The organism is Arthrobacter sp. YAF16, from assembly GCF_052113385.1.
GTDB lineage: Bacteria > Actinomycetota > Actinomycetes > Actinomycetales > Micrococcaceae > Arthrobacter.
In genome coordinates, this window is record NZ_JBFRDC010000006.1 from 192,938 (window position 1) to 218,714 (window position 25,777).

Genomic DNA, 25,777 nt, shown 5'->3' on the forward strand with positions numbered 1-25,777 from the left:
ACCACGGAGCATCCATGAGCACAGCCGCCGACCACTCGCCGTTCAGCAGTCCGTTCACCGGATCCGGTCCCCGGACCGGCGTCGTGGTCTCCCATGGGTTCACCGGCAGCCCGCACGGCGTCCGGGCGTGGGCCGAGTCCCTGGCCGCGGCCGGCTACGCGGTCCGGATGCCGCTGCTGCCCGGGCACGGCACGAGCTGGCAGGAACTGGCCCGGACACGCTGGCAGGACTGGCATGCCGGACTCGACGCCGCCTACCTGGAACTGGCCTCGGAGTGCGACCACGTCGTGGTGGCCGGGCTCTCGATGGGCGGCGCCCTCGCGCTGCGGCTGGCGGCCACCCGCCCCGTGGCCGGGGCGGTGCTGGTGAACCCCGGCCTGGTCATCGATGATCCCCGCGCGCCGCTGGCCGGGATCCTGAAATTCGTGCTGAAGAGCACCCCGGCGATCGCCAATGACATCCTCAAGGAAGGCGTGGATGAAGGCGCCTATCCGCGGACCCCGGTCGCGGCGGCCCACGAGCTGAACAAGATGTTCAAGGACACCCTGCGGCTGCTGCCCCGGATCACGGCCCCGGTCCGGGTCTACCGGTCCACCGTGGACCACGTCGTTTCCGACGCCAGCCTGGCCGCCCTGCGCCGCGGACTGAGCAACGCCGCGCTGGAGGTCATCCGGCTGGAGAACAGCTACCACGTGGCTACCATGGACAACGACGCGCCACAGATCTTCCGCGGCACAGCGGAGTTCATCCGGTCGGTCGTGGAAGGGCCCAACCCGGGCGCCGCCGGTGCCAGCCAGAAAGAAACGGCAGATGACTAGATTCGACCCGGGCTCGCCGGACCCCGATTCCCCGGACTCCAGCGCCAACGAGGACGACGCTGTCTGGCTGGATCTGGTCGCCAGGCTGGAGGGCACCGACTCCGGTCCGGCCGGCAGCGCCGACGCCGGAAGCCCCGCCGCGCGGACGTTCCGCGACTTCGACCCGCTGGGCCTTGCGGCACCGGCACCGGCACCGGTCGAACCCCCGGCCGGCGGCCGGGCGGCCTCGCTGGGCGGGAGTGACGACGCCGCGGCCGGCCAGGGCGCCTCCGGCCCGCGGGACTACGAGCCGGACGACGACGACGGAGCGTTCGTCCCCGAAGAGCCGCCCAGCCTGGCCGGGTCCGACCCGCTGACGATGCTCGCATGGCTGGGCGCCGTCGGCGGCCCGATCGCGCTGATGCTGTCCGCCATTTTCTGGCGGAGCGCACCGCTGCTGGCGGTCGTCGGCATGGTGGTCGCCTTCGCGGCGTCGGTGGTGTTCCTGATCATGAAGCTGCCGCAGGAGAAGGACGAGAACGACGACGGGGCCCGCGTTTAGCCGGTTGCTGTCCGGCTGGCGGCTGCGGAGCCGCCCGCGCGCCGGCTAGCTGCGCATGCGGCTGCTGACCCGGGAAAGGTCGGCCGCGCCGATCAGCCCGGCATTGGGGCCCAGCGCGGCCAGTTCAATCGTGGCCGCCGGGCGGAACCCGCGGCCGGTCAGGTTCCGGGCAAAGGCCTTCCGCGCCGGTTCCACGAGGAGTTCGCCGGCGTCGCAGAGCCCGCCGCCGATGACGAAGGTTCCCGGGTCCAGGGCCGCCGCCAGGTTCGCCAGTCCCAGGCCGAGCCATTCCCCCACGTCTTCGAGGAGTTCACGCGCGGTGGGATCGCCGGCCTTGGCGAGTTCGGTGACGACCACGCCCGTGATCCGGTCGGCATGGCCGTGCACTGCTTTGAGCAGCTCCTGGGCCACCGGCGAGTTGGCTGCGGCGAGTTCCCGGGCCTCCCGGCCAAGGGCGTTCCCCGAGGCGTACTGCTCCCAGCAGCCGCGGTTGCCGCACTCGCAGCGGTGGCCGCCGGGCATGATGATCTGGTGGCCGAATTCACCGGCCACGCCGAAGCGCCCACGTTCGAGCCGCCCGTCCATCACCATGGCCCCGCCGATTCCGGTGCCCAGGGTAATGCAGACCAGCCGGCTCTCGCCCTTCCCGGCGCCAAAGCGCCACTCCGCCCAGCCGGCGGCGTCGGCGTCGTTGGTCAGCAGCACCGGACGGCGGAGCAGCCGCTGCAGGTTCTCACGCAGCGGTTCGTTGCGCCAGGCCAGGTGCGGGCTGAACAGCACGGTGGCGCCGTCGAGGTCCATCCACCCGGCCGCGCCGATGCCGACCGGCCAGATGCGGTGGCCCCGGCCCAGTTCCTCCACGAGTTCGACGATCACCTGCTCGACGGCGCGCGGATCGCTGCCCGGCGTTGACCGCTTGGCCTGGCTGAGGATGCGCCCTTCCGCGTCCACAACGCCGGCCGCCACCTTTGTGCCGCCGATGTCGACGCCGATCGCGAGGCCCTTGCGCCCGAGCCGCAGGTGTTCACGGAAACTGCCGGCCTCGGAGGCGCCGGAAAAGCCCTGCATCCGGCGCCGCCAGGCGGCCGTCCTGCGCTGCGGTCCGGGCTTCTGGCCGGGTGTTGGAGTATGCATCGTTCCCCATTCTAGGGCCCTCAGCGAGCGGCGCGGCCGGGCCGCCGGCCCTCTCCCGGGTGGCGCAACACGGGCCTTGACCGTAAAGTTACTCGCCAGTAGGTGAAGTGGAACACACCCCGCCGGGGCCACATACTACTGTTAGTCGTACCCCCCTTGCGGGCCAATGGATATCAAAGGAGCTATCGTGCGAGAAATCAGTGTCCCGCCCCTGGTCACCGTCCCACCGGAGACGAACGTAACGGACCTGGTCCTGCGCCAGGCCGCGAAGGCGTCCAACCCGGCCCTGTTCTCACGGCTCGACGCCGCAGGCCAGTGGCAGGACGTCCGGGCGACCGATTTCCTGGCCGATGTCTCCCTGCTCGCCAAGGGCCTGATGGCCAGCGGCGTGGCTGCCGGCGACCGGGTCGGCATCATGTCCCGCACCCGGTACGAATGGGCCCTGATCGACTTCGCGATCTGGTTTGCCGGCGCCGTCTCGGTCCCGATCTATGAAACGTCCTCCCCCTCACAGGTTGCCTGGAACCTCGGCGACTCCGGCGCCGTCGCCGCCTTCGGCGAGTCCGCCCACCATGAGGACATCATCCGGCAGGCTGCCAGCTCCGAGGGCCTCACCGGGCTGAGGCACGTCTGGCAGCTGGAAGGTGACGCCCTCGACGAGGTCCGCGCCGCCGGCAGCGGGATCAGCGACGAGGAACTCGAAGCCCGCCGCAGTCAGGCCTCGCTCAACGATCTCGCCACCATCATCTACACCTCCGGCACCACCGGCCGGCCCAAGGGCTGCGAGCTGACCCACGGCAACTTCGTGGAGCTCTCCGACAATGTGCTGGCCACGTCCCTGGGCCAGATCGTCCACGAGCAGGCGCGGACCATCATGTTCCTCCCGCTCGCGCACGTCTTCGCCCGCTTCATTTCTGTGCTGGCGGTGGCGGCCGGCGTTACCGTGGCGCACACTCCGGACATCAAGAACCTGCTGCCGGACCTGCAGAGCTACAAGCCGACCTTCATCCTCGCGGTGCCGCGGGTCTTCGAAAAGGTCTACAACTCCGCTCTGACCAAGGCCGAGGACGGCGGTAAGGGGGCGATCTTCCATCGCGCCGCGGAAACCGCCATCGCCTATTCGCGGGCTCGCCAGGCGGGCAAGCTGGGCCTGGGCCTGCGGCTCAAGCACACCCTGTTTGACAAGCTCGTCTACGGCAAGCTCCGCGACGCCATGGGCGGCCAGGTCGCGCACGCGGTGTCCGGCGGCGGCCCGCTCGGCGAACGCCTCGGCCACTTCTTCCAAGGCATCGGCCTGCAGATCCTCGAAGGCTACGGCCTGACCGAAACCACCGCCCCGGTCACGGTCAACACGCCCGGCCTGATCAAGATCGGCACCGTCGGCGCGCCGATTCCCGGCAACGCCGTGAAGATCGCCGACGACGGCGAGATTCTCGCCAAGGGCGTCTGCGTGATGCGGGGCTACTTCAACCGGGAGGACCTCACGGCCGAAGCCTTCGTGGACGGCTGGTTCCGCACCGGCGACATCGGCCAGCTTGACGGGCAGGGCTTCCTGACCATCACCGGGCGGAAGAAGGAAATCATCGTCACCGCCGGCGGCAAGAACGTGGTGCCGGCCCTGCTCGAGGACCAGATCCGCGCCGACGCGCTGGTTTCGCAGGTCCTTGTGGTCGGAGACAACCGTCCGTTCATCGGCGCTCTCGTGACGCTCGACGAGGAGGCGCTCCCGGGCTGGCTGCAGCGCCACGGCCTGCCGGCGTCGACCACGGTGGCCGAGGCGACCGTAAACCCCGCCGTCACGGCGGCGGTCCAGGAGCTGATCAACCGTGCGAACCAGTCCGTCTCGCAGGCCGAGGCCATCAAGTCGTTCCGGATTGTTCCCTCCGATTTCACCGAGGCCTCCGGCCACCTGACGCCGTCCATGAAGGTCAAGCGCGCCCAGGTGATGAAGGACTTCGAGAACGTGATCGAGGAGATGTACTCCGCGAAGCGCACCACGCACGCCTAAGACCCGCTTCAACGCGTTGGCATAAACCAGGAAGGGCTCCTCCGGCCGTAGCCGGAGGAGCCCTTTCTGCTGTGCTGCCGTGTCCGGCCGCGTTACTCCACGACCAGCAGCAGGTCGCCGCCCTGGACCTGCTCGACGGGGCCGACGGCGAGCCGCGACACGGTCCCGGCCACCGGCGTCGTGATCGAGGCTTCCATCTTCATGGCCTCGATGGTCGCGACTGTGTCCCCGGCCTTGACCGCGTCGCCGGCCTTGACGGTCAGGGTGACGGCGCCGGCGAACGGCGCGGCGACCTGGCCCGGCTGCGAGGCGTCGGCCCGCTCGGCGGCCTTGACGTTGCTGACCACGGAGCGGTCACGGACCACCACGGGCCGGGACTGTCCGTTGAGCGTGCACATCACGGTCCGCATGCCCTTCTCGTCCGGCTCGGAGACGGCCTCGAGCGAGGCGATCAGACGCACGCCCTTCTCCAGCTCGATCTCGTGCTCGGCGCCGCGCTGCAGGCCGAAGAGGTAGTCGCGGGTGTCCAGGACGGAAAGGTTTCCGTAGGCCTCGACACTCTTCTGGTAGTCCTTGGTGGGACCGGCAAAGAGCAGCCGGTTGAGGGTCTGCTGCACCGTCCTGGAGTCGCCCTTAAGCGCGGCACTATCTTCGGCGCTGAGTTCGACGTCGCGGACCTTGACGCTGCGGCCCTGCAGGGCCTTGGTCCGGAACGGCTCGGGCCAGCCGCCGGGAGGGTCTCCCAGTTCGCCGGAGAGGAAGCCGATCACGGAGTCCGGGATGTCGTACTTCTGCGGGTTCTCGTTGAAGTCCGCCGGGTCCGCGTTGAGGCCGACCAGGTGCAGGGCGAGGTCGCCCACCACCTTGGACGAGGGCGTGACCTTCACGAGCCGGCCCAGGATGCGGTCCGCTGCGGTGTACATGTCCTCGATCGCTTCGAAGCGTTCGCCCAGCCCCAGCGCGATCGCCTGCTGGCGCAGGTTGGAGAGCTGGCCGCCGGGGATCTCGTGCTGGTAGACCCGGCCGGTGGGGCCCGGCAGTCCCGACTCGAACGGGGCGTAAACGCGGCGCACAGCCTCCCAGTACGGTTCCAGGGCGCACACATTGGCCAGGCTCAGGCCGGTGTCCCGCGGCGTGTGGGCCAGCGCCGCGACGAGGGCCGAGGCGGAGGGCTGGCTGGTGGTGCCGGCGAGCGAGGCCGAGGCGACGTCGACGGCGTCCACGCCGGCGTCCACGGCAGCCAGCAGGGTGGCCAGCTGGCCGCCCGCCGTGTCGTGGGTGTGCAGGTGTACCGGGAGGTCGAACTTCTCCCGCAGGGCCGTCACGAGGCGGGCTGCCGCCGCCGGGCGCAGCAGTCCGGCCATGTCCTTGATCGCGAGGATGTGCGCGCCGGCGTCGACGATCTTCTGGGCCAGGTCCAGGTAGTAGTCGAGGGTGTACAGCTTCTCGTCCGGATCGAGCATGTCCGCGGTGTAGCAGAGGGCGACCTCGGCCACGGCGGTGCCGGTGGCGCGGACGGCGCGGATGGCGGGGGCCATCTGGTTGACGTCGTTGAGGGCGTCGAAGATGCGGAAGATGTCGATGCCGGTCGCGGCGGCCTCGTTGACGAAGGCCACCGTCACCTCTTCCGGGTATGGCGTGTAGCCGACGGTGTTCCGGCCGCGGAGCAGCATCTGCAGGCAGATGTTCGGCAGCGCCTTGCGCAGCGCGGCCAGGCGGTCCCAGGGGTCCTCGCCCAGGAAGCGGAGGGCGACGTCGTAGGTCGCGCCGCCCCAGGCCTCGACGGAGAGCAGTTCGGGTAGCAGCTTGGATACTGCCGGTCCGGCCGCCACGAGGTCCCGGGTCCGGACGCGGGTGGCCAGCAGGGACTGGTGCGCGTCGCGGAAGGTGGTGTCGGTGACGGCGACGGCGTCCTGCTCGCGCAGGGCCTTCGCGAAGCCCTCCGGGCCGAGTTCGAGCAGCCGCTGCCGGGACCCCAAGGGGGCGTCACTGTCCGTCAGGGCGGGCAGCTTGTCGGCCGGGTCGGTGTGTGCCGTGAGCTCGCCGTTGGGCTTGTTGACGGTGATCTCGGCGAGCCAGGTCAGCAGCTTGGTGCCGCGGTCCGCGGAGACGCGGGCCTTGAGCAGTTCGGGGCGTTCGTCGATGAACGAGGTGGCGACGTCACCGGCGACGAAGTCCGGGTCGTCCAGGACGGCCTGCAGGAAGGAAATGTTGGTGGAGACGCCGCGGATCCGGAACTCGGCCAGGGCGCGCCGGGCGCGGGCGACGGCGGTCTTGTAGTCGCGGCCGCGGCAGGTCAGCTTGACCAGCATCGAGTCGAAGTGCGGGCTGATCTCGGCGCCGGAGTAGACGGTGCCGCCGTCGAGCCGCACACCGGCGCCGCCGGCCGAACGGTAGCCGGTGATCTTTCCGACGTCGGGGCGGAAGCCGTTTGCCGGGTCCTCGGTGGTGATGCGGGACTGCAGTGCGGCGCCGTTGAGCTTGACGGTCTCCTGCGAGAGGCCGAGGTCGGCGAGGGTCTCGCCGGAGGCGATCCGCAGCTGGGCCTGGACGAGGTCGACGTCGGTGACTTCCTCGGTGACGGTGTGCTCGACCTGGATGCGCGGGTTCATCTCGATGAAGACGTGCTGGCCGGCCCGCTCGCCGACGGTGTCGACGAGGAACTCCACGGTGCCGGCGTTGACGTAGTTCAGGGCCTTGGCGAACTTCACGGCGTCCCGGTAGAGCGCCTGCCGGATGCCCTCATCGAGGTTCGGCGCGGGGGCAATCTCGATCACCTTCTGGTGGCGGCGCTGGATGGAGCAGTCGCGCTCGAAGAGGTGCATGACGTTGCCCTCGGCGTCGGCGAGGATCTGCACTTCGATGTGCCGCGGGCGCAGCACCGCCTGTTCCAGGAACATGGTGGGGTCACCAAAGGCGGCGTCGGCCTCGCGCATGGCGGCCTGCAGGGCCTCGGGCAACGCGTCCCGGGTGTCCACCCGGCGCATGCCGCGGCCGCCGCCGCCGGCGACGGCCTTCGCAAAGATGGGGAAGCCGATTTCGTCCGCGGCGGCGATGAGTTCGTCGACGTCCTTGGACGGTTGGCTCGACTTGAGCACCGGGACGCCGGCCTTGCGGGCGGCCTCCAGTGCGGCGACCTTGTTGCCGGCCAGTTCAAGGACTTCTGCCGGCGGTCCAACGAAGGTGATGCCGGCGGCAGCCGCGGCGCGCGCCAGGTTGGGGTTCTCCGAGAGGAATCCGTAGCCGGGGTAGATCGCGTCGGCCCCGGCCTCCTTCGCCACGCGCACCACCTCGTCGACATCGAGGTACGCCCGGACCGGGTGCCCCTCCTCGCCGATCAGATACGCCTCATCCGCCTTCTGGCGGTGGATCGAGTTACGGTCCTCGGTCGGGAACACTGCAACGGTCTTGGCACCCAGCTCATAGCTGGCGCGGAAGGCGCGGATGGCGATTTCGCCGCGGTTAGCCACCAGAATCTTGGAAAACATACTTCTCCTGCATCATCGCGGGTGGTTCGGTAAGTCGTCACAGTTTCTAAGACTGGTGTGCGCAAACACAAATCATTGTGGCGCCCATCACAGCATTATGCGTCATTTCGGCGGCATTGGGCAGATCGCTCTCGCGCGGGGGGCTCCGCCGCGGTCCGGGCACCCGCCGGCCCGGATAAGTCGGGCCGGATGAGAAGGGTTTCGGTGCCGGGTCAACATATGATGAGTTGGTGGGTGGCGCATGCACGCCCCGGTCCGAAGGAACGCACGGGCCGGCATGACCCAGTCTCGGCAACCGGCGTTAGGTATTGGTTTTTCAAGTGCAAGTAGTCAGCATCAGCAGCCTCAAAGGCGGTGTCGGCAAGACCTCCGTGACAACCGGACTGGCGTCGGCCGCACTCGCAGCCGGCATCCCCACCCTCGTGGTCGACCTTGACCCGCACGCGGATGCCAGCACCGCCCTCGGCGTCCGGCCCGATGAACAACTCGACATCGGCCGGATGCTCAAGTCCCCGCGCCGGGCCCGCCTCGCCGACAACGTTGTCCCCAGCGGATGGGTGGAGCACAGCGCTTCTTCCAAGGGAACAGCAGCGTCCGTACTGGATGTCGCCATCGGCTCGGCCTATACCGGAATCTACGACCGGCCCGACCTCGGCCGCCGCGACCTGCGCCGACTCTCCGCCGTGCTGGCAGGTGCCGGGCAGTACGAACTCGTGCTGATCGACTGCCCGCCCTCGCTGAACGGCCTGACCCGGATGGCCTGGTCCGCCAGCGACAAGGTCGCCCTGGTCGCCGAGCCGGGACTGTTCTCCGTCGCGGGCACCGAGCGCACCATGCGCGCCATCCAGCTGTTCCGGCAGGAATTCGCGCCAGGCCTCTCCCCCGCAGGCATTGTCGCCAACCGGGTGCGGACCGGCTCCTCGGAGCACACCTTCCGTCTGGCCGAGATGCAGTCCATGTTCGGCGAACTGCTGCTCACCCCGCACATCCCGGAGCAGGCGAACTGGCAGCAGATCCAGGGCGCGGCCCACTCGGTCCATCACTGGCCCGGGGACTCCGCCAAGAACGCCGCGGCGTTGTTCGACACGCTGCTAGGCAACCTGATGGGGGCCGGCGGTACCGGGGAGCTGGCGGCTGCGGGCATGGTCCGCAACCGCAGCCAGCGTTAGCTGTATTGTTCCGGCTCGAAGTCCGGCCTCCCGGATGGAGGACAACAAGAAGCGCGGGGCCACGATGTGGCCCCGGCCAAAGACACCCTGTCCGCCCTGGACCAGGTCGATGACTTCATCCGCCGAGGTGCACTCGTAGACGCTCGCGCCGTCACTCATCAGCGTGATCTGGGCGAGGTCTTCGACCCCGCGCTCCCGGAGGTGCTCGACGGCGGTGCGGATCTGCTGCAGGGAGACGCCGGTGTCGAGGAGCCGCTTGACGACCTTGAGGACGAGGATGTCGCGGAAGCCGTAGAGGCGCTGCGAACCGGAGCCGGCGGCGCCGCGCACGGCGGGTTCGACGAGCCCGGTGCGTGCCCAGTAGTCCAGCTGGCGGTAGGTGATCCCGGCCGCCTTGCACGCGGTGGGGCCGCGGTAACCCGCGTCTTCGTCCAGGACGGGAAGATCCTCGGTGAAGAGCAGGCCTTGGGCACCGCTCGCGGGCACAGCAACGCCTGCCGTCGAGGTCTGCTTGAGCTCGCCTGCTTCGCCTTTCGGACTCACGTGGATCCTCCTTGTCATGAGTTCCCGCGGGAACTTGCAGCAACGACGCGCTGTCCGGGACCTGCGTCGGACCGAGTAGGCACGAAAATCATCCGTGTAGTTTCGGCTCCGGCTGCTCTGTCCAGTGTGACTTGCGCGGCTGTTGTATGCAATGGGAACTTGTACCTCCGACGTTAGGCCTGCCGGGGCCCAAGGTCAAAGACGTTGGGGGTATTGCCGGGGCGTGTCGAAACTTTCGACCTCGACTTTAAGCTTAGGGCCGTTTCAGCCGGCGAAATCCTCGGGTTCGACGTCGTCCAGGAACTCGCGGAAGCGGCGCAGCTCGCCCTCTTCGTCGACGGCGGGCCCCGGCTGGGCCTCCTCGCCGTCGTCGTGCTCGGTGATCCGCACACCGGCTTCTTCCATCACGGCGTCCGCGCACCAGATCCGGCATTTGGCCCGCAGGGCCAGGGCCAGGGCATCCGAGGCCCTCGAGCTGACGGTGGTGCCGTCTTCGAACTGGAGCTGGCCGTAGAAGATGTTGTCCTCGACCGCCACGATATTGACGCTGACGATCGTGTGGCCCAATGCCTCGACAACGTCCACCAGCAGGTCGTGCGTCATCGGCCGCGGCGGGACCACACCCTGCTGGGCCAGGGCGATGGCGCTGGCCTCCGGGGTGCCGATCCAGATGGGGACGTGGCGCTCCCCGTGCATCTCCTTGAGCAGCACAAGCGGTTGGTTGGACGGCAATTCAATCCGTACGCCTACGATTTCCACCTCAATCATCAGATGTCCATCCTCGAGATGCGGTCCTGGACCAGGGCCCGGTGCAGCGTCAGGCAGAGTTCGCTGATTTCGCGGGCGGCCTCGGCGGCGCGGGCGTGCGAGGCGGCGTCCTTCCGCGAAGTCAGGGTCGCCACCGCCCGTTCCACCAGCCCGAATTCGCGTTCGGCGGCGGCCTGGAACGGGCGCAGGTGCCGCGGTTCCAGGCCGTGGCCCTCCAGTTGCACGCAGGCCCGGGCAACCTGCAGGGCATGTTCATCGAATTTGCCGTTGACGTGGCCGATCAGGCCGAAGCTGAGCAGGGATTCGAGCAACGGCACGCTGGCCCCGGACTCGGTGCGGAGCTGCTCTTCGCTGAGCAGGCGTACCCGGTGGTTCAGTTCGGCGGCGAGTTGGTCCGAGACGATCCGCGGCGAGACCGTGACCCCGGGAGGGAGGTTGTCCGGGCGTTCGCCGCGGTCAATCGCGTCGAGGTAGTCCTTGATCACCTTCAGCGGCAGGTACTGGTCCCGCTGCAGGGCCAGCACAAAACGGAGACGCTCGACGTCGCCCTCGGAGTACTGCCGGTACCCGGCGGGAGTCCGCTGCGGGTTGATGAGTCCCTTTTCTTCAAGGAACCGGATTTTCGACGCGGTCATGTTGGGGAAGTCGTCGCTCAGTTGAGCCAGGACCTCCCCGATGTTCAGGACCTGGGGTCCGCGCCGTTCGGCTTGTGCCATGGCCACAGGCAACTACCCCGATATCAGACGTTGCCTGCGGTACGGGCAGGGCTGAGGTAGAAGGTGAGCCGGAACTTGCCGATCTGCACCTCGTTACCGGACTTCAGCTCCACACTGTCGACACGGTCGTGGTTGACGTAGGTGCCGTTCAGGCTCCCGGTGTCCACGACCTCGAAGCTGCGCGCCGTGCGGCGGAATTCAACGTGGCGGCGCGAGACCGTGACGTCGTCGAGGAAGATATCGGCGTCCGGGTGGCGGCCCGCCGTCGTGACGTCCGAGTCGAGCAGGAAGCGGGCGCCGGCGTTGGGGCCGCTGTGTGCCACCAGCAGGGCGGACCCTGCGGGCAACGACTCGATGGCCGTGCGTTCCTCGACCGAAACCTTCGGGGTGAGGGTGGGCTCGTCGCGCACGGGAGTGAGATGGATCGATGTGGTCTCCGAGGCTTTCACTCCACCCGTGCCGTATTCACCGGTGTCGTTCTGTCCGTGCCCAACCATTGAGTCCTCCTCATTCGTTGCAGGTGTCCCCCCTGCAAACAACGCATGCCGTCCGGAAAAGCCTGGCAGATCCGGTAGTCAGTCCCCCCGGCCGGCCACTGTGTCCAGTAATCGCTGTCTCCAACAACTGCTGTGTCCAGTAACACGGCCCGGAGACCTTCCCATTAGCCTACCTGTTGTTCGTACTCCGATGCACTGAGCAACGACTCCACGGCGTCGGCTTCTGCGAGCTTGATTTCGATCAGCCAGCCCTCGCCGTAGGGATCCGAATTGATCAGGGCGGAATCGGTGTCCAGGGCCTCGTTGCGGGCCACTACCTCGCCGCTGACCGGGGCGTAGATGTCGCTGACACTCTTGGTGGACTCGACCTCCCCCACGACGTCGTTGGCCTTGATGTCGGTGCCGACCTCCGGCATCTGGGCGTAGACGACGTCCCCGAGCGCGTCCTGGGCAAAATCCGTGATCCCCACGCGCACGACTCCGTCGGCATTCGGGGCGGAGACCCATTCGTGTTCCGCGGTGTAGGACAGCTCTTCGGGAATGATGCTCATGGCGGGCCTTTCGTCTGGTCAATCACCAAGGTCGACGGCGGCCGATCGAACGGGCCGCCGCTGAAAGTATAGGCATATCCGGCCGGACCCCGGGAGGACTCTGGCATGATGGGGCCATGGCAGCACCTGCACCCGTTCCGGTCGGATTTGCCCATGCCTGAGCTACCGGAAGTGGCAGCCCTCGCGGATTTCCTGGACACGCGCCTGCGCGGTGCGGTCCTCACGAAAATCCAGATCGTCTCGTTTGCGGTGCTGAAGACGGCGGATCCTCCCATCTCGGCGTTGGAAGGCAGGTCCGTGACGGGGGTGCGCCGCCATGGCAAGTTCGTGGACCTGGAGGCCGACGGGCTGCATCTTGTCTTTCACCTTGCCCGCGCCGGCTGGGTGCGGTTCACCGACGCGCCCACCGGCGCGGTGCTGAAAATGGGCAGCGGGCATATCGCGGCGCGGCTGTCGTTTTCCAGCGGGGGCGGACCACTTGACCTGGACCTGACCGAGGCCGGCACCAAGAAGAGCCTGGCGGTCTACCTGGTCCGCAGCCCGACGGATGTGCCGGGGATCGCGGCGCTCGGACCGGATCCGTTCAGTCCGGGTTTCGACGTCGAGACCCTGGCCGGGATCCTCGCGGCCGGCAAGCAGCAGATCAAGGGGCTGCTGCGCAGCCAGGGCGTCATCGCCGGCATCGGGAACGCCTACAGCGACGAGATTCTGCACGCGGCCAGGATCTCCCCGTTCGCCATCGCCGGCGCCCTGGACCGGGCGGCGGTAGAGCGCCTGTACGACGCCATCCACGAAATCCTGGGCACGGCACTGGCCGAGGCCCGCGGGAAGCCGCCGGCCGAGCTCAAGGACGCCAAGCGGAGCCACATGCGGGTGCACGGCCGGGCCGGCGAAGCATGCCCGGTCTGCGGAGACACCGTGCGAGAGGTCTCCTTTGCCGACACCGCGCTGCAGTACTGCCCGCACTGCCAGACGAAGGGAAAGATCCTGGCGGACCGCCGGACGTCGCGTTTTTTGAAGTAGGACTTTTCCAGGAGCCGCTTTACGAAGTCGACCGGTCCGGGAAACAGAAAACCCCGCCATTCCGTTGCCGGAATGGCGGGGTACTTTCTGTTGGTCGGGCTGACAGGATTTGAACCTGCGACCCCTTGACCCCCAGTCAAGTGCGCTACCAAGCTGCGCTACAGCCCGTTGGTTCCGCCGTTCTCCGCTCTTGATGATGTCCTGTTGTTATCCAAAGGATTTCATCCGAGCAGTCCGGCCGAACCACCTCCAAAAGCTTACACGATTCCGGAGGGTGCCCGTGACACTTTCACTTGTGTCACGGGAACTTTTTCCCTCGGCGGGCGCGTTCGGAATTAGCGCTTCTTGCCGCGCTTTTCCCGGACCCGCATGTTTACCTCGATCGGCGTGCCCTCGAAGCCGAAGGTTTCGCGGAGCCGGCGGGTGATGAAGCGGCGGTAGCCGGGATCCAGGAAGCCGGTGGTGAAGAGCACGAACTTCGGCGGCCGGCTGGAGGCCTGGGTGCCGAAGAGGATGCGGGGCTGCTTGCCGCCGCGGACCGGGTGCGGGTGTGCCGCCACCAGTTCGCCGAGGAAGGCGTTGAGCCGTCCGGTGGGGATGCGCTTGTCCCAGCTCTCCAGCGCAGTGTCCAGGGCAGGAACCAGCCGGTCCTTGTGCCAGCCGGTCTTGGCCGAGATGTTGACGCGCGGCGCCCACGCCACGTGGGCGAGGTCCTGTTCGATTTCGCGTTCCAGGTAGGTGCGGCGTTCGTCGTCGAGCAGGTCCCACTTGTTGAACGCGAGCACCAGCGCGCGGCCGGACTCGATCGCGAGTTGCAGGATGCGTACGTCCTGCTCGCTGAGCACCTCGTCCACGGCGAGGAGCACGACGGCGACCTCGGCCTTTTCGAGCGCGCTCTGGGTGCGCAGCGAGGCGTAGAAGTCGGCGCCCTGGGCCATGTGCTGGCGGCGGCGGATGCCTGCCGTGTCGACGAAGCGCCAGGTACGGCCGCCGAGTTCGATGAACTCGTCGACCGGGTCACGGGTGGTGCCGGCGGTGTTGTCGACGACGACGCGTTCGGAGCCGGCGAGCTTGTTCAGCAGCGAGGACTTGCCGACGTTCGGCCGGCCGATCAGGGCGATCCGGCGCGGGCCGCCGCTGCGCTCGAGTCCTTCGATCGTGGAGAACTCCGGCAGCGTGTCCATGACATGGTCGAGCAGGTCGGCGACGCCGCGGCCGTGCAGGGCGGAGACCGGGTACGGCTCGCCGAAGCCGAGGCCCCAGAGCGCGGCCGAGTCGGCTTCCTGGGCGAAGTCGTCGACCTTGTTGGCCACCATGATGACCGGCTTCTTGGACTTGCGCAGCATCTTCATGACGCCTTCGTCCGTGGCGGTCGCGCCGACGGCGGAGTCCACCACGAACAGCACGGCGTCGGCGAGCTCCACGGCCATCTCGGCCTGCTCGGCGACGCGGGCGTGGATGCCCCGGGCGTCGTGCTCCCAGCCGCCGGTGTCAACCACGGTGAAGTTCCGGCCGTTCCAGTGCGCCGAGTACATAACGCGGTCACGGGTGACGCCGGGGGTGTCCTCCACGACGGCTTCGCGGCGGCCCAGGATGCGGTTGACCAGGGTGGACTTGCCGACGTTCGGCCGGCCGATGATGGCCAGGACGGGGTCAAGCTTGACCGGGCCGTCGAAGTCCTCGTCCTCGTAGCGCCCGCTCAGCAGGGCGGCGTCTTCCTCGTCCAGTTCGTAGTCGTCCAGGCCGGCGCGGAGCGAGGCCGCGCGGAGCTCGGCTTCCTCGTCGTCCAGGGCGGCAAGATTCTCCGCCACCTGGTCCGTGCCGGTGGGCGTGTATTCGTCTTCGCCGGCGCCAAAATGGCCGGGGGTTTGAGTCGTATCGCTCATTGCACTTTCCTTAGGTGGTGATCTGCCGGCGTCGCGGCTACTGCTGTCTGTGGTTCTTGCGGTGAATCCGCGTCGGGCAGGCGCTGCCCGCTGCTCTGAATAGTGTCCTGGACGTGCCGTGCCAGTGCGGCGCGGATCTCGGTTCCCACCCTGTCCATTGAAGCACGCCCGGTCTCCCCGGGCCTGCGGCTGACGGTGAGGGCCCCGCCGAAGCTGACGTGCAGCCGCCGGCCGGGACGGGGAACCGCGTTGAGGTGCTCGCCGCTGATCCTGGTCCCGAGGATGGCTACCGGGATCACGGTGGCCCCCGAGTTCAGCGCGAGCCAGGCCACCCCGTTGTTGATGGCGGCGGCCTCTCCGCTCCCCCGCGTGCCTTCGGGCAGGATCCCGACGCACCGTCCGGCGTCGAGGACGCTCTTGGCCCGTTCCAGCGCCGCCCGGTCACCCGAACGGTCCACCGCCAGCTGGCCGGAGGCCTTCAGGACCAGGCCCAGGAACCCCTTGAACATCTCCTTCTTGACGAAGATGTGCATCGGCCGGGGCGCCGCACCGAACATGACCGGGCCGTCCAGGAAACTGATGTGGTTTCCGGCGAAGATGACCGGCCCCGCCGCCGGGACGTTGGCGCGGCCCTGGACGGTGGTCCGGTACACCAGATGGTCCAGCAGCCAGCCGACCGGCCGGCTCCAGGCCATGGTCCCGTGCTTGAACCAGCGGCCGGGAAGCTGCGCCCCGGCTGAGCCCTCAGTCACGGTCGATGGCCGTGTGGTTGATGGCCGTGTGGGTGACGACCCGGTGCACGATCCCGAGGGCCGCGTCAACGGTCTGGGCAAAGTCCAGGTCCGAGGAGTCCAGCGTGACCACGCCGTCGGCGGCCTGCGTGAAGTTCACCACGGTGGAGTCCTTGGCGTCCCGCGCCGTGACTTGCGCGGCAAGCTGTTCGGCGTTCTGGCTGCCGCCGAGCTGGATGCCGCGGCGGCGAAGCCGGGCCTCTTCGCTGGCGGTGAGCAGCATGCGCACCTCGGCATTGGGAGCGACGACGGTGGTGATGTCCCGGCCCTCCACCACCATTCGGCGGTGGTGCTTTTCGATCAGCGCGCGCTGCCGGCGGATCAGTTCGGTCCGTGCCCCGAGCGTGGTGGCGACCGCGCTGACCGCAGCGGAGATGCCCGGTTCGCGGATGGCCTCGGTGATGTCGGCACCCGCGACCCGGACGTACTCTTCCTGCGGGCTGGTGCTGATCTCCAGTTGGAGGGCCTCGGCAGCGGCTTCGATGGCTTCGGCGTCGGCGAGGTCCAGGCCGCTGTCGAGGCAGAACCAGGTCAGGGCCCGGTACATGGCGCCGGTGTCGAGGTAGGCCAGCCTGAGCCGGCGCGCCACCTCTTTGCTGACGCTGGATTTGCCGGAGCCGGAGGGGCCGTCGATTGCGACGACGAGGCTCTTGCCGGGGCGGACGACGTCCACCGTTTCAATGAGTTCCTGGGTCATTACTGGAGTACCCGCCATCCACGGTCGTTGAGGGCTTCGATGAGCAGCTCGTGCTTGTTGGGCAGCACGGAGAGTTCCACCATGCCGACATTCTGTCCTGAGGAGTGGTCCAGTCGGAGGTCCTCGAGGTTGACGCCGATCTCGCCGATCTCGGTCAGGAGCCTGGCGATCTGGCCGGGCGTGTCGTCCACCAGGACGGTCAGCCAGGAGTAGGCCTGCGGCGGTCCGCCGTGCTTGCCCGGGATCCGGGCCTGGCCGGCGTTGCCTTCGCTGATCAGCTGGGCAAGGTCCAGCCTGGCACCGGGCGCGGTCGGATCCTCGAGGGTTCCGATCAGCCGGTTCAGGTCCTCGCGGACGCCGTAGAGGATCTCCACGACCTTGCCCGCGTTGGCGCCGAGGATCTGCACCCAGAGCGTGGGGTCGCTCGCGGCGATCCTGGTCACGTCCCGCAGCCCGTTGCCGGCCAGCGAGAGCGCGTGCAGCGGGGTTCCCTGCAGCCGGCTGGCTACGAGGGAGGACATGACCTGGGGCAGGTGCGAGACCAGCGCCACGGCCTCGTCGTGTTCCTCGGCACCGAATTCGGAGACGACGGCGCCCAGGTCCCCGGCCAGCGCACGCGCCGCCTGCAGGGCCTCGGGCCGGGTTTCCGGCGTGGGGCAGAGCACCCACGGCATCGAGGTGAACAGTTCCCCGCGGGCGGCGACGGGGCCGGACTTTTCCCGGCCCGCCATCGGGTGGGTGCCGACGTAGCGGCCCAGGTCGGCGCCGCGCTCGCGCAGCTCCGCCTGGATGGACGCCTTGACGCTGGCAATGTCCACCACAACGGCCTGCGGGTAGTCCGCGAGGGCGCGGGCGACGACGTCGGAGGTCACGTCCGGCGGCGCGGCGACCACGACGAGTTCCGGCGTTTCGCCGTCAAGGCGCGCCAAGGGCAGGCCTGCGCCGATGTCGACGGCGACGGCCTGGTTGGTAGGCGACGGGTCGGAGAGGAACACGGCGACGCCGCGGCCCCGGAGCCCCAGCCCGATGCTGGTGCCCAGCAGTCCGGTGCCCACGACCACGACCGGCCCGTTCAGGTGGCCGCGGCCGTGGGTGCGAAAAGCGGACATGCCTTACAGCCCCACGGATGCCAGCAGGTGGCCGACTTCCTGCTTGCCGAGGTTGCGGATGCTGCCCTGGCGCTGGTCGCCCAGGCCGATGGGACCGACCTTGACGCGGACCAGGCGCAGTACCGGGAAACCGACGGCGTCGAAGAGGCGCCGCACAATGCGGTTCTTGCCCGAGTGCAGCACGACCTCGATCAGCACGTGGCCCGGGGTCGAGTCGACGAGCTTGAAGGAGTCGACCGAGGCAATGCCGTCCTCGAGTTCGACGCCGGCCTTGAGCTGCGCGCCGACGCCCTGCGGGAACGGCCCGCGGACCTGGACGAGGTACGTCTTGGGCACCTCGTAGGAGGGGTGCGTCAGGCGGTTGGCGAGTTCGCCGTCGTTCGTCAGGAGCAGGAGCCCCTCGGTGGCGACATCGAGCCGGCCGACGTGGAAAAGGCGTTCGCCGTGGTGGTTGCGGACGAAATCGCTGACGCACGGACGGCCGTCCGGGTCTTCCATCGTGGAGACAACGCCCTTGGGCTTGTTGAACACCATGTAGACCATGTTTTCGTCCAGCTGGATGCGCAGGCCGTCCACGTGGATCACGGACGCCTTGGGGTCGACGCGCATGCCGAGCTCGGTGACGACCTGGCCGTCGACCTCGACGCGGCCTTCGGCGATCATTTCCTCGCAGACGCGCCGGGAGGCGACGCCGGCGGAGGCCATGACCTTTTGCAGACGGACACCGTCGGCATCGTGCAGTTCGGACTGCGGCACGGGTCCGCGCGGGCCGCGTTTGCGGGCCGGCTTCCGGACCGGGCCGAGGTTCTGGCCGAAGCGTTCGCCGCCGAACGCGCTGGAACCGGTGGCCTTGGCCGCTCCGGCGCCGATGCGCGGCTTGGGCTTGAGCGCGCCCGGCGTACCGGGGACCTTGCCGGCACCGGGCTTGCGTGCCGCAGGCTTGCGGGCGGCCGGCTTACGCGCTGCCGGCTTGGCGCCGTTGCGGTCCCCGGATTCCGGAGCTGAACCCGCGGGGTTCAGGTCCGGATCGATGAAAGCCTCTTCGCGCGGCTTGGGCCGCTTGAACGGGCGGTCGCCGCCGCCCTTGGAGAAGTCGCGCTGGCCTCGGCCGGCGCCGCCCGCACCCTGGGTGCGTGCTGATTGATGTCCGGCGCTGGTGCGTCCCGAACCGTTACGTGGTGAACCCTGGCGTCCCGCCTGTGTCATGACCCGTCCTTCGTTTGTTGGCCCGCGGCGGCTGCCTCACGGCAGCCCCCACCGGCCGGGCAAATGGTTCTGCCCTGGTGGATACTCGTTACGCAGGCAGCATTCCTGCCTACATTCTTCCTGCGTCGTAAAACTCTGCTATGCCTTCAAGCCCTGGAAGATGGGGCGAAAGCTGAGGCAACTCAGCCACCGAGCCGATTCCCATACGTTCGAGGAAATACGACGTCGTGCGGTACAGGATGGCCCCGGACTCAGGATCGGTTCCCGAATCCTCGATCAGTCCGCGCTGGGTCAGCGTCCGCACGACGGAGTCAACATTGACCCCTCGAATTGCAGACACCCGCGCCCTGGAAACGGGCTGGCGGTAGGCGATGACGGCGAGCGTTTCGAGCGCCGCCTGCGTCAGCCTGGCTGTCTGTCCTTCCAGCACGAATCCGCCTACGACGTCGGCGAACTCAGCGCGGGAATAGATCCGCCAGCCTCCGGCGATATTCCGCAATTCAAAACCCCGGGGGGCGGCACCGAAACCAGCACGATTAATCGCAGTGCTGGCGTCGTCCGCATCCGGGGCATTACCAGTATAGCCGTTATACTCCCGTTGCAGTTCCCCGAGCAGGCCCTCGACGACGTCGACCGTCAGGTTCAGGCCGGCGGCGAGCTCCGTGGCCGTGGCCGGTTCGTCGACCACCATGAGCACGGCCTCCAGCGCGGCACGGGCGCCGCCGGGCAGTCCGGAAACGTCCGGAACCCGGGAGTCGCCGGCGTCGGATCCGGCCGCGCCTGATGGGGCCCCGCCGGCTGTGGCAGAGGTGGGTGCTTCGGTCACGGCTGCTCCTCGTATTCTTCGCTCAGCTTGTCGCTGCTCCAGTCCGGGTCGTCGGCGGTCCAGTGCACGGACAGCTCGCCGAGGGGAAGCAGTTGGTCGAAGCCCACTGCCTTGTCCCGAAACATTTCCAGCAGCGCGAGGAACCGGGCCACCACTACGAGGGTGGACTCGGCGTCGGCGATCAGGGCCCGGAAGGTGAGTGCCTTGCCAAGACGCAGGCGGTGGCCGATGATTTCGGCCTGCTCCTTCACGCTTACCGGCGTGCCATGCAGGTGTTCGAGGCCCACTTCGGTGGGGGCTGCTTCCTTGGGCTTCAGGGCCGCTTCGGCCAGAGCCGCGAACTGCTGCGGGGTGTGCTTCCAGACCAGCTCGGGCAGGAGGGCGGCGAACTGGCCCTCCAGGGCGACCTGCCGCGGGTAGCGCCGGCCCTCCAGCTCCAGCGTCGAGCCGATCAGTCCGGCAACCTGCTTGAAGGCCTTGTACTGGAGCAACCGGGCGAAGAGCAGGTCGCGGGCTTCGAGCAGCGCGATGTCCTCGTCGTCCTCGACCTCGCCGGAGGGCAGCAGCCTGGCCGCCTTGAGGTCCAGCAAGGTGGCGGCGATGACCAGGAATTCGCTGGCCTCGTCCAGGGCCCAGTCCTCCCCCAGCCGTTGCAGCCCCTTGATGTATTTGATGAACTCGTCGGTGACCGTGGCCAGCGCCACCTCGGTGATGTCCAGCTGGTGCTTGGAGATCAGGCCCAGCAGCAGGTCGAAAGGGCCGGTGAAGTTGGCCAGCCGGACCTCGAATCCGGGCTTCTTCCCGGGCGGCGACAGCTCTGCCGTCGCGGTTCCCGTCACCGCCATAGCCCTGGTTAGGGCGCGCCGCCGCGCGAAATCAGCTCTTTGGCCAGGCGGCGGTAGGCGTCGGCACCGGCGTGGTTGCCGGCGTAGCTGGTAATCGGCTCGGCAGCCACGGTGGCGTCGGCGAACTTGATGGAGCGCTTGATCACGGTCTCGAAGACCTTGTCCCCGAAGGCCTCCACCAGCCGGGCGATGACCTCGCGGCCGTGCAGGGTGCGGGAGTCGTACATGGTGGCGAGGACGCCGTCGACCTGCAGGCGGGGGTTCAGCCGGTCCTGGACCTTATCGATCGTCTCGACCAGCAGCGCCACGGCGCGCAGGGCGAAGAATTCACAGATCAGCGGGATGATGACGCCGTGCGCCGCGGTCAGCGCGTTGACCGTGAGCAGCCCGAGCGAGGGCTGGCAGTCGATCAGGACAACGTCGTAGTCGTCTTCGACCTTTTTCAGGGCCCGGTCCAGGACCTGTTCACGGGCGACCTCGTTCACGAGCTGGACTTCCGCAGCGGAGAGGTCGATGTTGGCCGGCAGCAGGTCCACATTTTCGACGCCGGTCTTCTGGATGGCGTCGCGGATGTCGACCTTGCGGTCCATCAGCACGTTGTAGACCGTGAGGTCCAGCTCGTGCGGATTGGTGCCGAGGCCGGCAGAGAGGGCGCCCTGCGGGTCGAAGTCGACCAGCAGCACGCGGCGGCCGTATTCGGCCAGGGCAGCGGCCAGGTTGATGGTGGACGTGGTTTTGCCCACGCCGCCCTTCTGGTTGACCATGGCGATGACCCGGGCCGGGCCGTGGGATGACAGCGGCGCGGGCTCCGGAAAGTCGCGTTGGGGGCGCCCGGTGGGGCCCATGATGGCGTCTTCCAGGTCGAGTCCGGTGCCTTCCAGAGTGGCTGAACCCTGTTCGCTGCTCACGTATCTATCCACACTTTCGATGACGGTGATTTTCGTGCCTGACCCTGCCGGCTGCTTGTTGTGCTGACTGGCTCATGTTGCGGCCCCATCTTGCTTGCGGCCGCCCGGCACGGATCGTTATTCCTCCCAAGGTTACAGCCCCCGACACGGTATTCGACGGACCTTGACAACCGCCGTTCCGCGCGCCTTGACCCTCTGGTAGAGGTCGAGGGTTGCCTGGCACCGGGGCCCCGCCGCAAACGAAACCGCCCGGACGCGGGGTGCGCGTCCGGGCGGTTTCAGTGCGTTCGGGCTGGTGCTCAGGCGTTGACCGGCACCGGCTGCGCGGCCTGGCCGGCCGGCTGGTCGGCGGCCACGTGCCCGGTGTGGCCGGCGATCATGGTCTGCTCGTCGAAGGGCTCGGCGCCGGAGAGGACACGCTCGACCTGTCCGCCGTCGATCTCCTTGACCCAGGTGCCGATCAGGACGGTCGCCACGGCGTTGCCGGTGAAGTTGGTCAGCGCGCGGGCCTCGGACATGAAGCGGTCGATGCCGACAATCATGCCCACGCCGCCGAGCAGTTCCGGACGGTGGGCCTGCAGGCCCGCTGCCAGGGTGGCGAGGCCGGCGCCGGTGACGCCGGCGGCGCCCTTGGAGGCGATGATCATGAAGATCAGCAGCGAGATCTGGGCGCCCAGGTCCAGCGGGGTGCCCATCGCGTTGGCGACGAACAGGGAGGCCATGGTCAGGTAGATGGCCGTGCCGTCGAGGTTGAAGGAGTAGCCGGTGGGGACCGTGACGCCGACGACGGGCTTGGAGACACCGAGGTGTTCCATCTTCGCGATCAGGCGGGGCAGGGCCGCTTCGGAGGAGGACGTGGAGAAGATCAGCAGGTATTCGCGGCCGAGGTAACGCATCAGGCGGAAGATGTTGACACCCGAGACGACCTGGAGCAGGCCGCCCAGGATCACGACGATGAACACCGCGCAGGTGATGTAGAAGGCGACCATGAGGGTGGCCATGCTGATGATGGCCTGCACGCCGGTGGCGCCGACGACGGCGGCGATCGCACCGAATGCCCCGACCGGGGCGAGCCACATGACCATGATCAGGATGCGGAACACGAGGGCCTGGCCGTGGCCGATGGCCTTCAGGATCGGGGTGCCCTGCGGGCCCATCTTCTGTAGCGCGAAGCCGACCAGGATGGCGGCGAGCAGGGTGGGCAGCACGGGGATGTCGCCCGGGATGATGCCGAGCAGGAAGTCGACGGTGCTGTCCGTGGCGGCCTTCTTGTTGGGATCGTACGGGGCGAGCTTGAGGCCCTCACCCGGGTGGATCAGGTTGCCGACGACGAGGCCGATGGCCAGCGCGAAGGTCGACATGACGATGAAGTAGCCGAGGGCCAGGCCGCCGACCTTGCCGACCGTGGCGGCCTTGGCGATCGAGCCGATGCCCAGCACGATGGTGCAGAAGATGACGGGGGCGATCATCATCTTGATGAGCTTGATGAAGCCGTCGCCGAGCGGCTTGAGGGACTTGCCGACCTCGGGGAAGATCAGGCCGACCAGGGCGCCGAGGACCACGGCGACAATGACTGCGATGTACAGGTAGTGGGACTTGTCCAGCCCCTTGCGCTTTTTGACCGGCGCCGCGGCGGTTGCCGCTGACTCTCCTCGTTGAGAGGCCATGGTGTTCTCCTTGGATAGGCTGGACTTCGATGCGGCTTGGGGTGCGCATCACGTCCGTTCTGCGTGTTTCTCCATCATTGGGGATGAAGTGACGCGCATCACCGTTGCGTTCATATTGGTCATGGAAGGTGCAGTTGATCCATCACTGGAGCATCGCCCGCAGGCTGTTTGTGGCCCACTTGCTGTTCATGCTGGCCCTGACCGCCGTCGTCGGCACGGCCACCTTCGTCGACGCCCGCGACCACGCCTACGAGGAAGCCGGCCGGCGGATGGCCGGGATCGCCACCGCGGTGGCAGACAACCCCCTGGTGCTGCAGGCGGCGAGCGCCCCCAATCCCTCGGCGAGGCTCCAGCCCTACGCCCTGGAGGTGATGCGGGACGCCCGCGCGGACTTCATCACGATCATGGCGCCGGACCGGACCCGGTGGACCCATCCCCGCAACGAGGAGCTGGGCAAGCCCTACATCGGCTCGATCGACGCGGCCCTGCGCGGCGAGGTCTTCACCGAGATCATGGCCGGCACACTCGGACCGTCCGTGCGGACGATCGCCCCGGTCAAGGACGCCGACGGCAAGGTCCGGGCCCTGGTGGCGGCGGGCGTGACGGTGGGGACGGTGGATGTCGCGTTTTCCGGCCGCCTGCCGGCGCTGCTCGCGATCGCAGTGGCTCTGCTGGCCGGCGGTTCGGTGGCCTCCTGGCTGCTGGGCCGCTACCTCCGCCGGGTTACCCGCGGCTGGGGCCCGGAGCAGCTGGCGCAGCTGTTCGCCTATTACGAGTCGGTGCTCCACTCGGTCCGCGAGGGGGTGATCCTGATTGACCCGAAGGGCAAGGTGGTTATGTACAACGATCAGGCGGCCGCGCTGCTCGGGGTGCCGCCCCGCGCCGTCGACGTCGGGTCCTCCGGCGGCCGCGGACCGGACGCGCCGTCGCTGGCGGAACTGCCGCTGGCCCCCAGCCTCAAGGAACTCTTCGAATCCGGCCGGACCGCCCAGGACGAAATCCACCTGACCGGCCCGCGTGTCCTGGTGGTGAACCAGGGCCCCGCGGTCGGGCCCCGCTCCCCCGCGGCCCGGCAGCGGCCGGCGGCCTCCGGCGCCCCCGTCTACGGCACGGTGGCCACCATCCGGGACCGCACCGAAATCGAGTCGCTCGGCAGCGAGTTGGAGACCATGCGGACGCTCTCCGACGCCCTCCGCGCCCAGACTCACGAACACGCCAACCGGCTGCACACCATCGTGTCCCTGATGGAACTGGGCCGCGGCAACGAGGCACTGGATTTCGCCACCAACGACCTGGAGCTGAGCCAGCGGCTGACCGATGACCTGGTCAGCTCCCTCGAGGAGCCGGTGCTCGGCGCCCTGGTCATGGGCAAGGCCGCCGAGGCGCACGAACGCGGCGTCGAACTCATCCTCACCACCGACGGCTCCACGGCGGTGACCGGACTGGCCGTCCAGGATCTCGTTGCCATCCTCGGCAACCTGCTCGACAACGCGATCGACGCCGCGGCCGATGCGCCACCGCCGCGCCTCGTGGAGCTGAGTGTCTCCTCGGCGGGCGGAGCCCTGGAGATCACGGTGGAGGACAGCGGCCCCGGCATCGATCCGGACGCCGTGGAGGATGTTTTCCGGCACGGCTTCAGCACCAAGGCTCCGGGTCCCTTCGGGCGCGGCCTCGGGCTGGCCCTGGTCCGCCAGGCCGTGCAGCGCCTGGGCGGTAGCATGACAATCACCAGCCCGGCCGGGGCACTGTTCCGTGTCACCCTGCCGACGGCACCGGCTGCAGCGGCAGGCGCGGCGAGAGGCGCCGCGGACGGCGCCAGGGAAGAACCAGCCGGGACAGCAGAGGAACAGCAATGAGCGATATCCGCGTACTCGTCGTCGAGGACGAGCCGATCGCCGCGGCCGCCCACGCCGCCTACATCGGCCGGCTCGAGGGCTTCACCCTGGCCGGGTCTGCCCCGGACGGGCAGTCCGCCCTGCGCCTGATGACGGACCTGTCAGCCGCCGGGCAGCCCGTGGAACTGGTCTTGCTGGACATGAACCTGCCGGACCTGCACGGGCTGGACATCGCCCGCCGGATGCGTGCCGCCGGCCTCTTTGCGGACATCATCGCGATCACGGCGGTGCGGGAGCTGAACATCGTCCGCAGCGCCGTGGCAACCGGCGTCGTGCAGTACCTGATCAAGCCGTTCACCTACGCCACGTTCGCGGACAAGCTGAGCAGCTACCGGCAGTTCCGTGAACAGCTGGCCTCCCCCGGCCCGGGCGGTACCGGCGCCGGGGCGTCCCAGAGTGACGTGGACCAGGCCTTCGCCAGCCTGCGGGCGCCCTCCGAACTGCCGCTGCCCAAGGGCCTGTCCGCCTCGACACTGGATTCCGTGCAGGACTTCATGAAGCTGCAGGCCGGTGCGGTGTCGGCCAGCGAGGTGATGGAAGCACTGGGCATGTCCCGCGTCACGGCCCGCCGCTACCTCGAGTACCTCGCGGACGCCGGTACGGTGTCACGCACCGCACGCTACGGCGCCCCCGGCCGGCCGGAGAACGAGTACCGCTGGAGCCGGCCGGCGTCGTAGCCCTACACCTGGCC

Annotated in this window: 23 protein-coding genes and 1 tRNA gene; 7 read left to right on the forward strand and 17 right to left on the reverse strand. The window is 68.5% G+C overall.

Going from position 1 to position 25,777, the window contains the following annotated elements:
• The first annotated feature begins 14 nt into the window (after positions 1-14).
• Positions 15-818, forward strand: a complete 804-nt coding sequence (locus tag AB4Y91_RS13140; RefSeq protein WP_441418896.1) for an alpha/beta hydrolase — start codon at positions 15-17, stop codon at positions 816-818.
• Entirely contained in the window at positions 811-1,359 is a 549-nt protein-coding gene (locus AB4Y91_RS13145; protein ID WP_441418897.1) for a hypothetical protein, read from the forward strand. The genes AB4Y91_RS13140 and AB4Y91_RS13145 overlap by 8 nt, the downstream gene beginning before the upstream one ends.
• A gap of 45 nt (positions 1,360-1,404) precedes the next feature.
• Here the strand turns inward: AB4Y91_RS13145 and AB4Y91_RS13150 are convergent, their stop codons facing one another.
• Positions 1,405-2,427: an ROK family glucokinase gene (locus AB4Y91_RS13150; protein WP_441418935.1), complete on the reverse strand. Its 1,023-nt coding sequence runs from the start codon at positions 2,425-2,427 to the stop codon at positions 1,405-1,407.
• 253 nt (positions 2,428-2,680) lie between these two features.
• On the opposite strand from AB4Y91_RS13150, the gene AB4Y91_RS13155 reads away from it, so the two are divergent.
• Positions 2,681-4,501 (forward strand): AMP-dependent synthetase/ligase, encoded by a 1,821-nt coding sequence (locus AB4Y91_RS13155; RefSeq protein ID WP_441418898.1) that lies wholly within the window; start codon positions 2,681-2,683, stop codon positions 4,499-4,501.
• Positions 4,502-4,593: 92 nt separating this feature from the next.
• Here the strand turns inward: AB4Y91_RS13155 and AB4Y91_RS13160 are convergent, their stop codons facing one another.
• Positions 4,594-7,989 carry a pyruvate carboxylase gene (locus tag AB4Y91_RS13160; RefSeq protein WP_441418899.1) on the reverse strand — a complete coding sequence of 1,132 codons (3,396 nt, stop codon included), beginning with the start codon at positions 7,987-7,989 and terminating at the stop codon, positions 4,594-4,596.
• Positions 7,990-8,309: 320 nt separating this feature from the next.
• Here AB4Y91_RS13160 and AB4Y91_RS13165 point away from each other — a divergent pair, with 320 nt between their 5' ends.
• Complete coding sequence (locus tag AB4Y91_RS13165; protein WP_441418900.1) at positions 8,310-9,158, forward strand: ParA family protein; 849 nt, start codon at positions 8,310-8,312, stop codon at positions 9,156-9,158.
• On the opposite strand, the gene AB4Y91_RS13170 is transcribed toward AB4Y91_RS13165, so the two are convergent.
• From AB4Y91_RS13170 to gcvH, 5 genes are all read right to left on the reverse strand, one after another.
• Positions 9,081-9,701, reverse strand: a complete 621-nt coding sequence (locus AB4Y91_RS13170) for a MerR family transcriptional regulator (RefSeq protein ID WP_441418901.1) — start codon at positions 9,699-9,701, stop codon at positions 9,081-9,083. The two genes, AB4Y91_RS13165 and AB4Y91_RS13170, sit on opposite strands and share 78 nt — an antisense overlap.
• Positions 9,702-9,965: 264 nt before the next feature.
• Positions 9,966-10,469, reverse strand: a complete 504-nt coding sequence (locus AB4Y91_RS13175; RefSeq protein ID WP_175321577.1) for a bifunctional nuclease family protein — start codon at positions 10,467-10,469, stop codon at positions 9,966-9,968.
• On the reverse strand, positions 10,469-11,185 hold the full coding sequence (ftsR, locus tag AB4Y91_RS13180; protein WP_175321576.1) for a transcriptional regulator FtsR: 717 nt from the start codon (positions 11,183-11,185) through the stop codon (positions 10,469-10,471). Before ftsR ends, AB4Y91_RS13175 begins: the two co-directional genes overlap by 1 nt.
• 23 nt (positions 11,186-11,208) lie before the next feature.
• Entirely contained in the window at positions 11,209-11,682 is a 474-nt protein-coding gene (locus tag AB4Y91_RS13185) for an FHA domain-containing protein (RefSeq protein ID WP_175321575.1), read from the reverse strand.
• A 164-nt stretch (positions 11,683-11,846) separates the two neighbouring features.
• Positions 11,847-12,233 carry a glycine cleavage system protein GcvH gene (gene gcvH / locus AB4Y91_RS13190; protein WP_138769663.1) on the reverse strand — a complete coding sequence of 129 codons (387 nt, stop codon included), beginning with the start codon at positions 12,231-12,233 and terminating at the stop codon, positions 11,847-11,849.
• Positions 12,234-12,386: 153 nt separating this feature from the next.
• Here gcvH and AB4Y91_RS13195 point away from each other — a divergent pair, with 153 nt between their 5' ends.
• Positions 12,387-13,256: an Fpg/Nei family DNA glycosylase gene (locus tag AB4Y91_RS13195; protein WP_441418902.1), complete on the forward strand. Its 870-nt coding sequence runs from the start codon at positions 12,387-12,389 to the stop codon at positions 13,254-13,256.
• Between the two features lie 91 nt (positions 13,257-13,347).
• Here AB4Y91_RS13195 and AB4Y91_RS13200 read toward each other — a convergent pair.
• The 10 genes from AB4Y91_RS13200 to AB4Y91_RS13245 form a co-directional block, all read right to left on the reverse strand.
• Positions 13,348-13,424, reverse strand: a tRNA-Pro gene (locus tag AB4Y91_RS13200).
• 167 nt (positions 13,425-13,591) lie between these two features.
• A complete protein-coding gene (der, locus tag AB4Y91_RS13205; RefSeq protein ID WP_346959094.1) occupies positions 13,592-15,142 on the reverse strand; it encodes a ribosome biogenesis GTPase Der in 1,551 nt (516 codons plus the stop codon).
• Positions 15,139-15,837, reverse strand: coding sequence for a lysophospholipid acyltransferase family protein (locus tag AB4Y91_RS13210; protein WP_441418936.1), 699 nt, complete (start codon positions 15,835-15,837; stop codon positions 15,139-15,141). Before AB4Y91_RS13210 ends, der begins: the two co-directional genes overlap by 4 nt.
• 49 nt (positions 15,838-15,886) lie before the next feature.
• Positions 15,887-16,630 carry a (d)CMP kinase gene (cmk, locus tag AB4Y91_RS13215; RefSeq protein WP_441418903.1) on the reverse strand — a complete coding sequence of 248 codons (744 nt, stop codon included), beginning with the start codon at positions 16,628-16,630 and terminating at the stop codon, positions 15,887-15,889.
• Positions 16,630-17,739 (reverse strand): prephenate dehydrogenase, encoded by a 1,110-nt coding sequence (locus AB4Y91_RS13220; RefSeq protein ID WP_441418904.1) that lies wholly within the window; start codon positions 17,737-17,739, stop codon positions 16,630-16,632. The genes cmk and AB4Y91_RS13220 overlap by 1 nt, the downstream gene beginning before the upstream one ends.
• A 3-nt stretch (positions 17,740-17,742) precedes the next feature.
• Positions 17,743-18,945, reverse strand: coding sequence for a pseudouridine synthase (locus tag AB4Y91_RS13225; protein WP_441418905.1), 1,203 nt, complete (start codon positions 18,943-18,945; stop codon positions 17,743-17,745).
• Between the two features lie 109 nt (positions 18,946-19,054).
• Positions 19,055-19,675 carry an SMC-Scp complex subunit ScpB gene (gene scpB / locus AB4Y91_RS13230; RefSeq protein WP_441418937.1) on the reverse strand — a complete coding sequence of 207 codons (621 nt, stop codon included), beginning with the start codon at positions 19,673-19,675 and terminating at the stop codon, positions 19,055-19,057.
• Between the two features lie 92 nt (positions 19,676-19,767).
• Positions 19,768-20,610: a segregation and condensation protein A gene (locus AB4Y91_RS13235; RefSeq protein WP_441418906.1), complete on the reverse strand. Its 843-nt coding sequence runs from the start codon at positions 20,608-20,610 to the stop codon at positions 19,768-19,770.
• Between the two features lie 14 nt (positions 20,611-20,624).
• Complete coding sequence (locus tag AB4Y91_RS13240; RefSeq protein ID WP_441418907.1) at positions 20,625-21,524, reverse strand: ParA family protein; 900 nt, start codon at positions 21,522-21,524, stop codon at positions 20,625-20,627.
• 299 nt (positions 21,525-21,823) lie between these two features.
• The gene (locus tag AB4Y91_RS13245) at positions 21,824-23,191 is read right to left on the reverse strand and encodes a cation:dicarboxylate symporter family transporter (RefSeq protein ID WP_441418908.1); all 1,368 of its coding nucleotides are present in this window, start codon (positions 23,189-23,191) and stop codon (positions 21,824-21,826) included.
• Between the two features lie 134 nt (positions 23,192-23,325).
• Here AB4Y91_RS13245 and AB4Y91_RS13250 point away from each other — a divergent pair, with 134 nt between their 5' ends.
• A complete protein-coding gene (locus AB4Y91_RS13250; protein ID WP_441418909.1) occupies positions 23,326-25,047 on the forward strand; it encodes a sensor histidine kinase in 1,722 nt (573 codons plus the stop codon).
• On the forward strand, positions 25,044-25,763 hold the full coding sequence (locus AB4Y91_RS13255) for a response regulator (protein ID WP_441418910.1): 720 nt from the start codon (positions 25,044-25,046) through the stop codon (positions 25,761-25,763). The genes AB4Y91_RS13250 and AB4Y91_RS13255 overlap by 4 nt, the downstream gene beginning before the upstream one ends.
• The last annotated feature ends 14 nt before the right edge of the window (positions 25,764-25,777 follow it).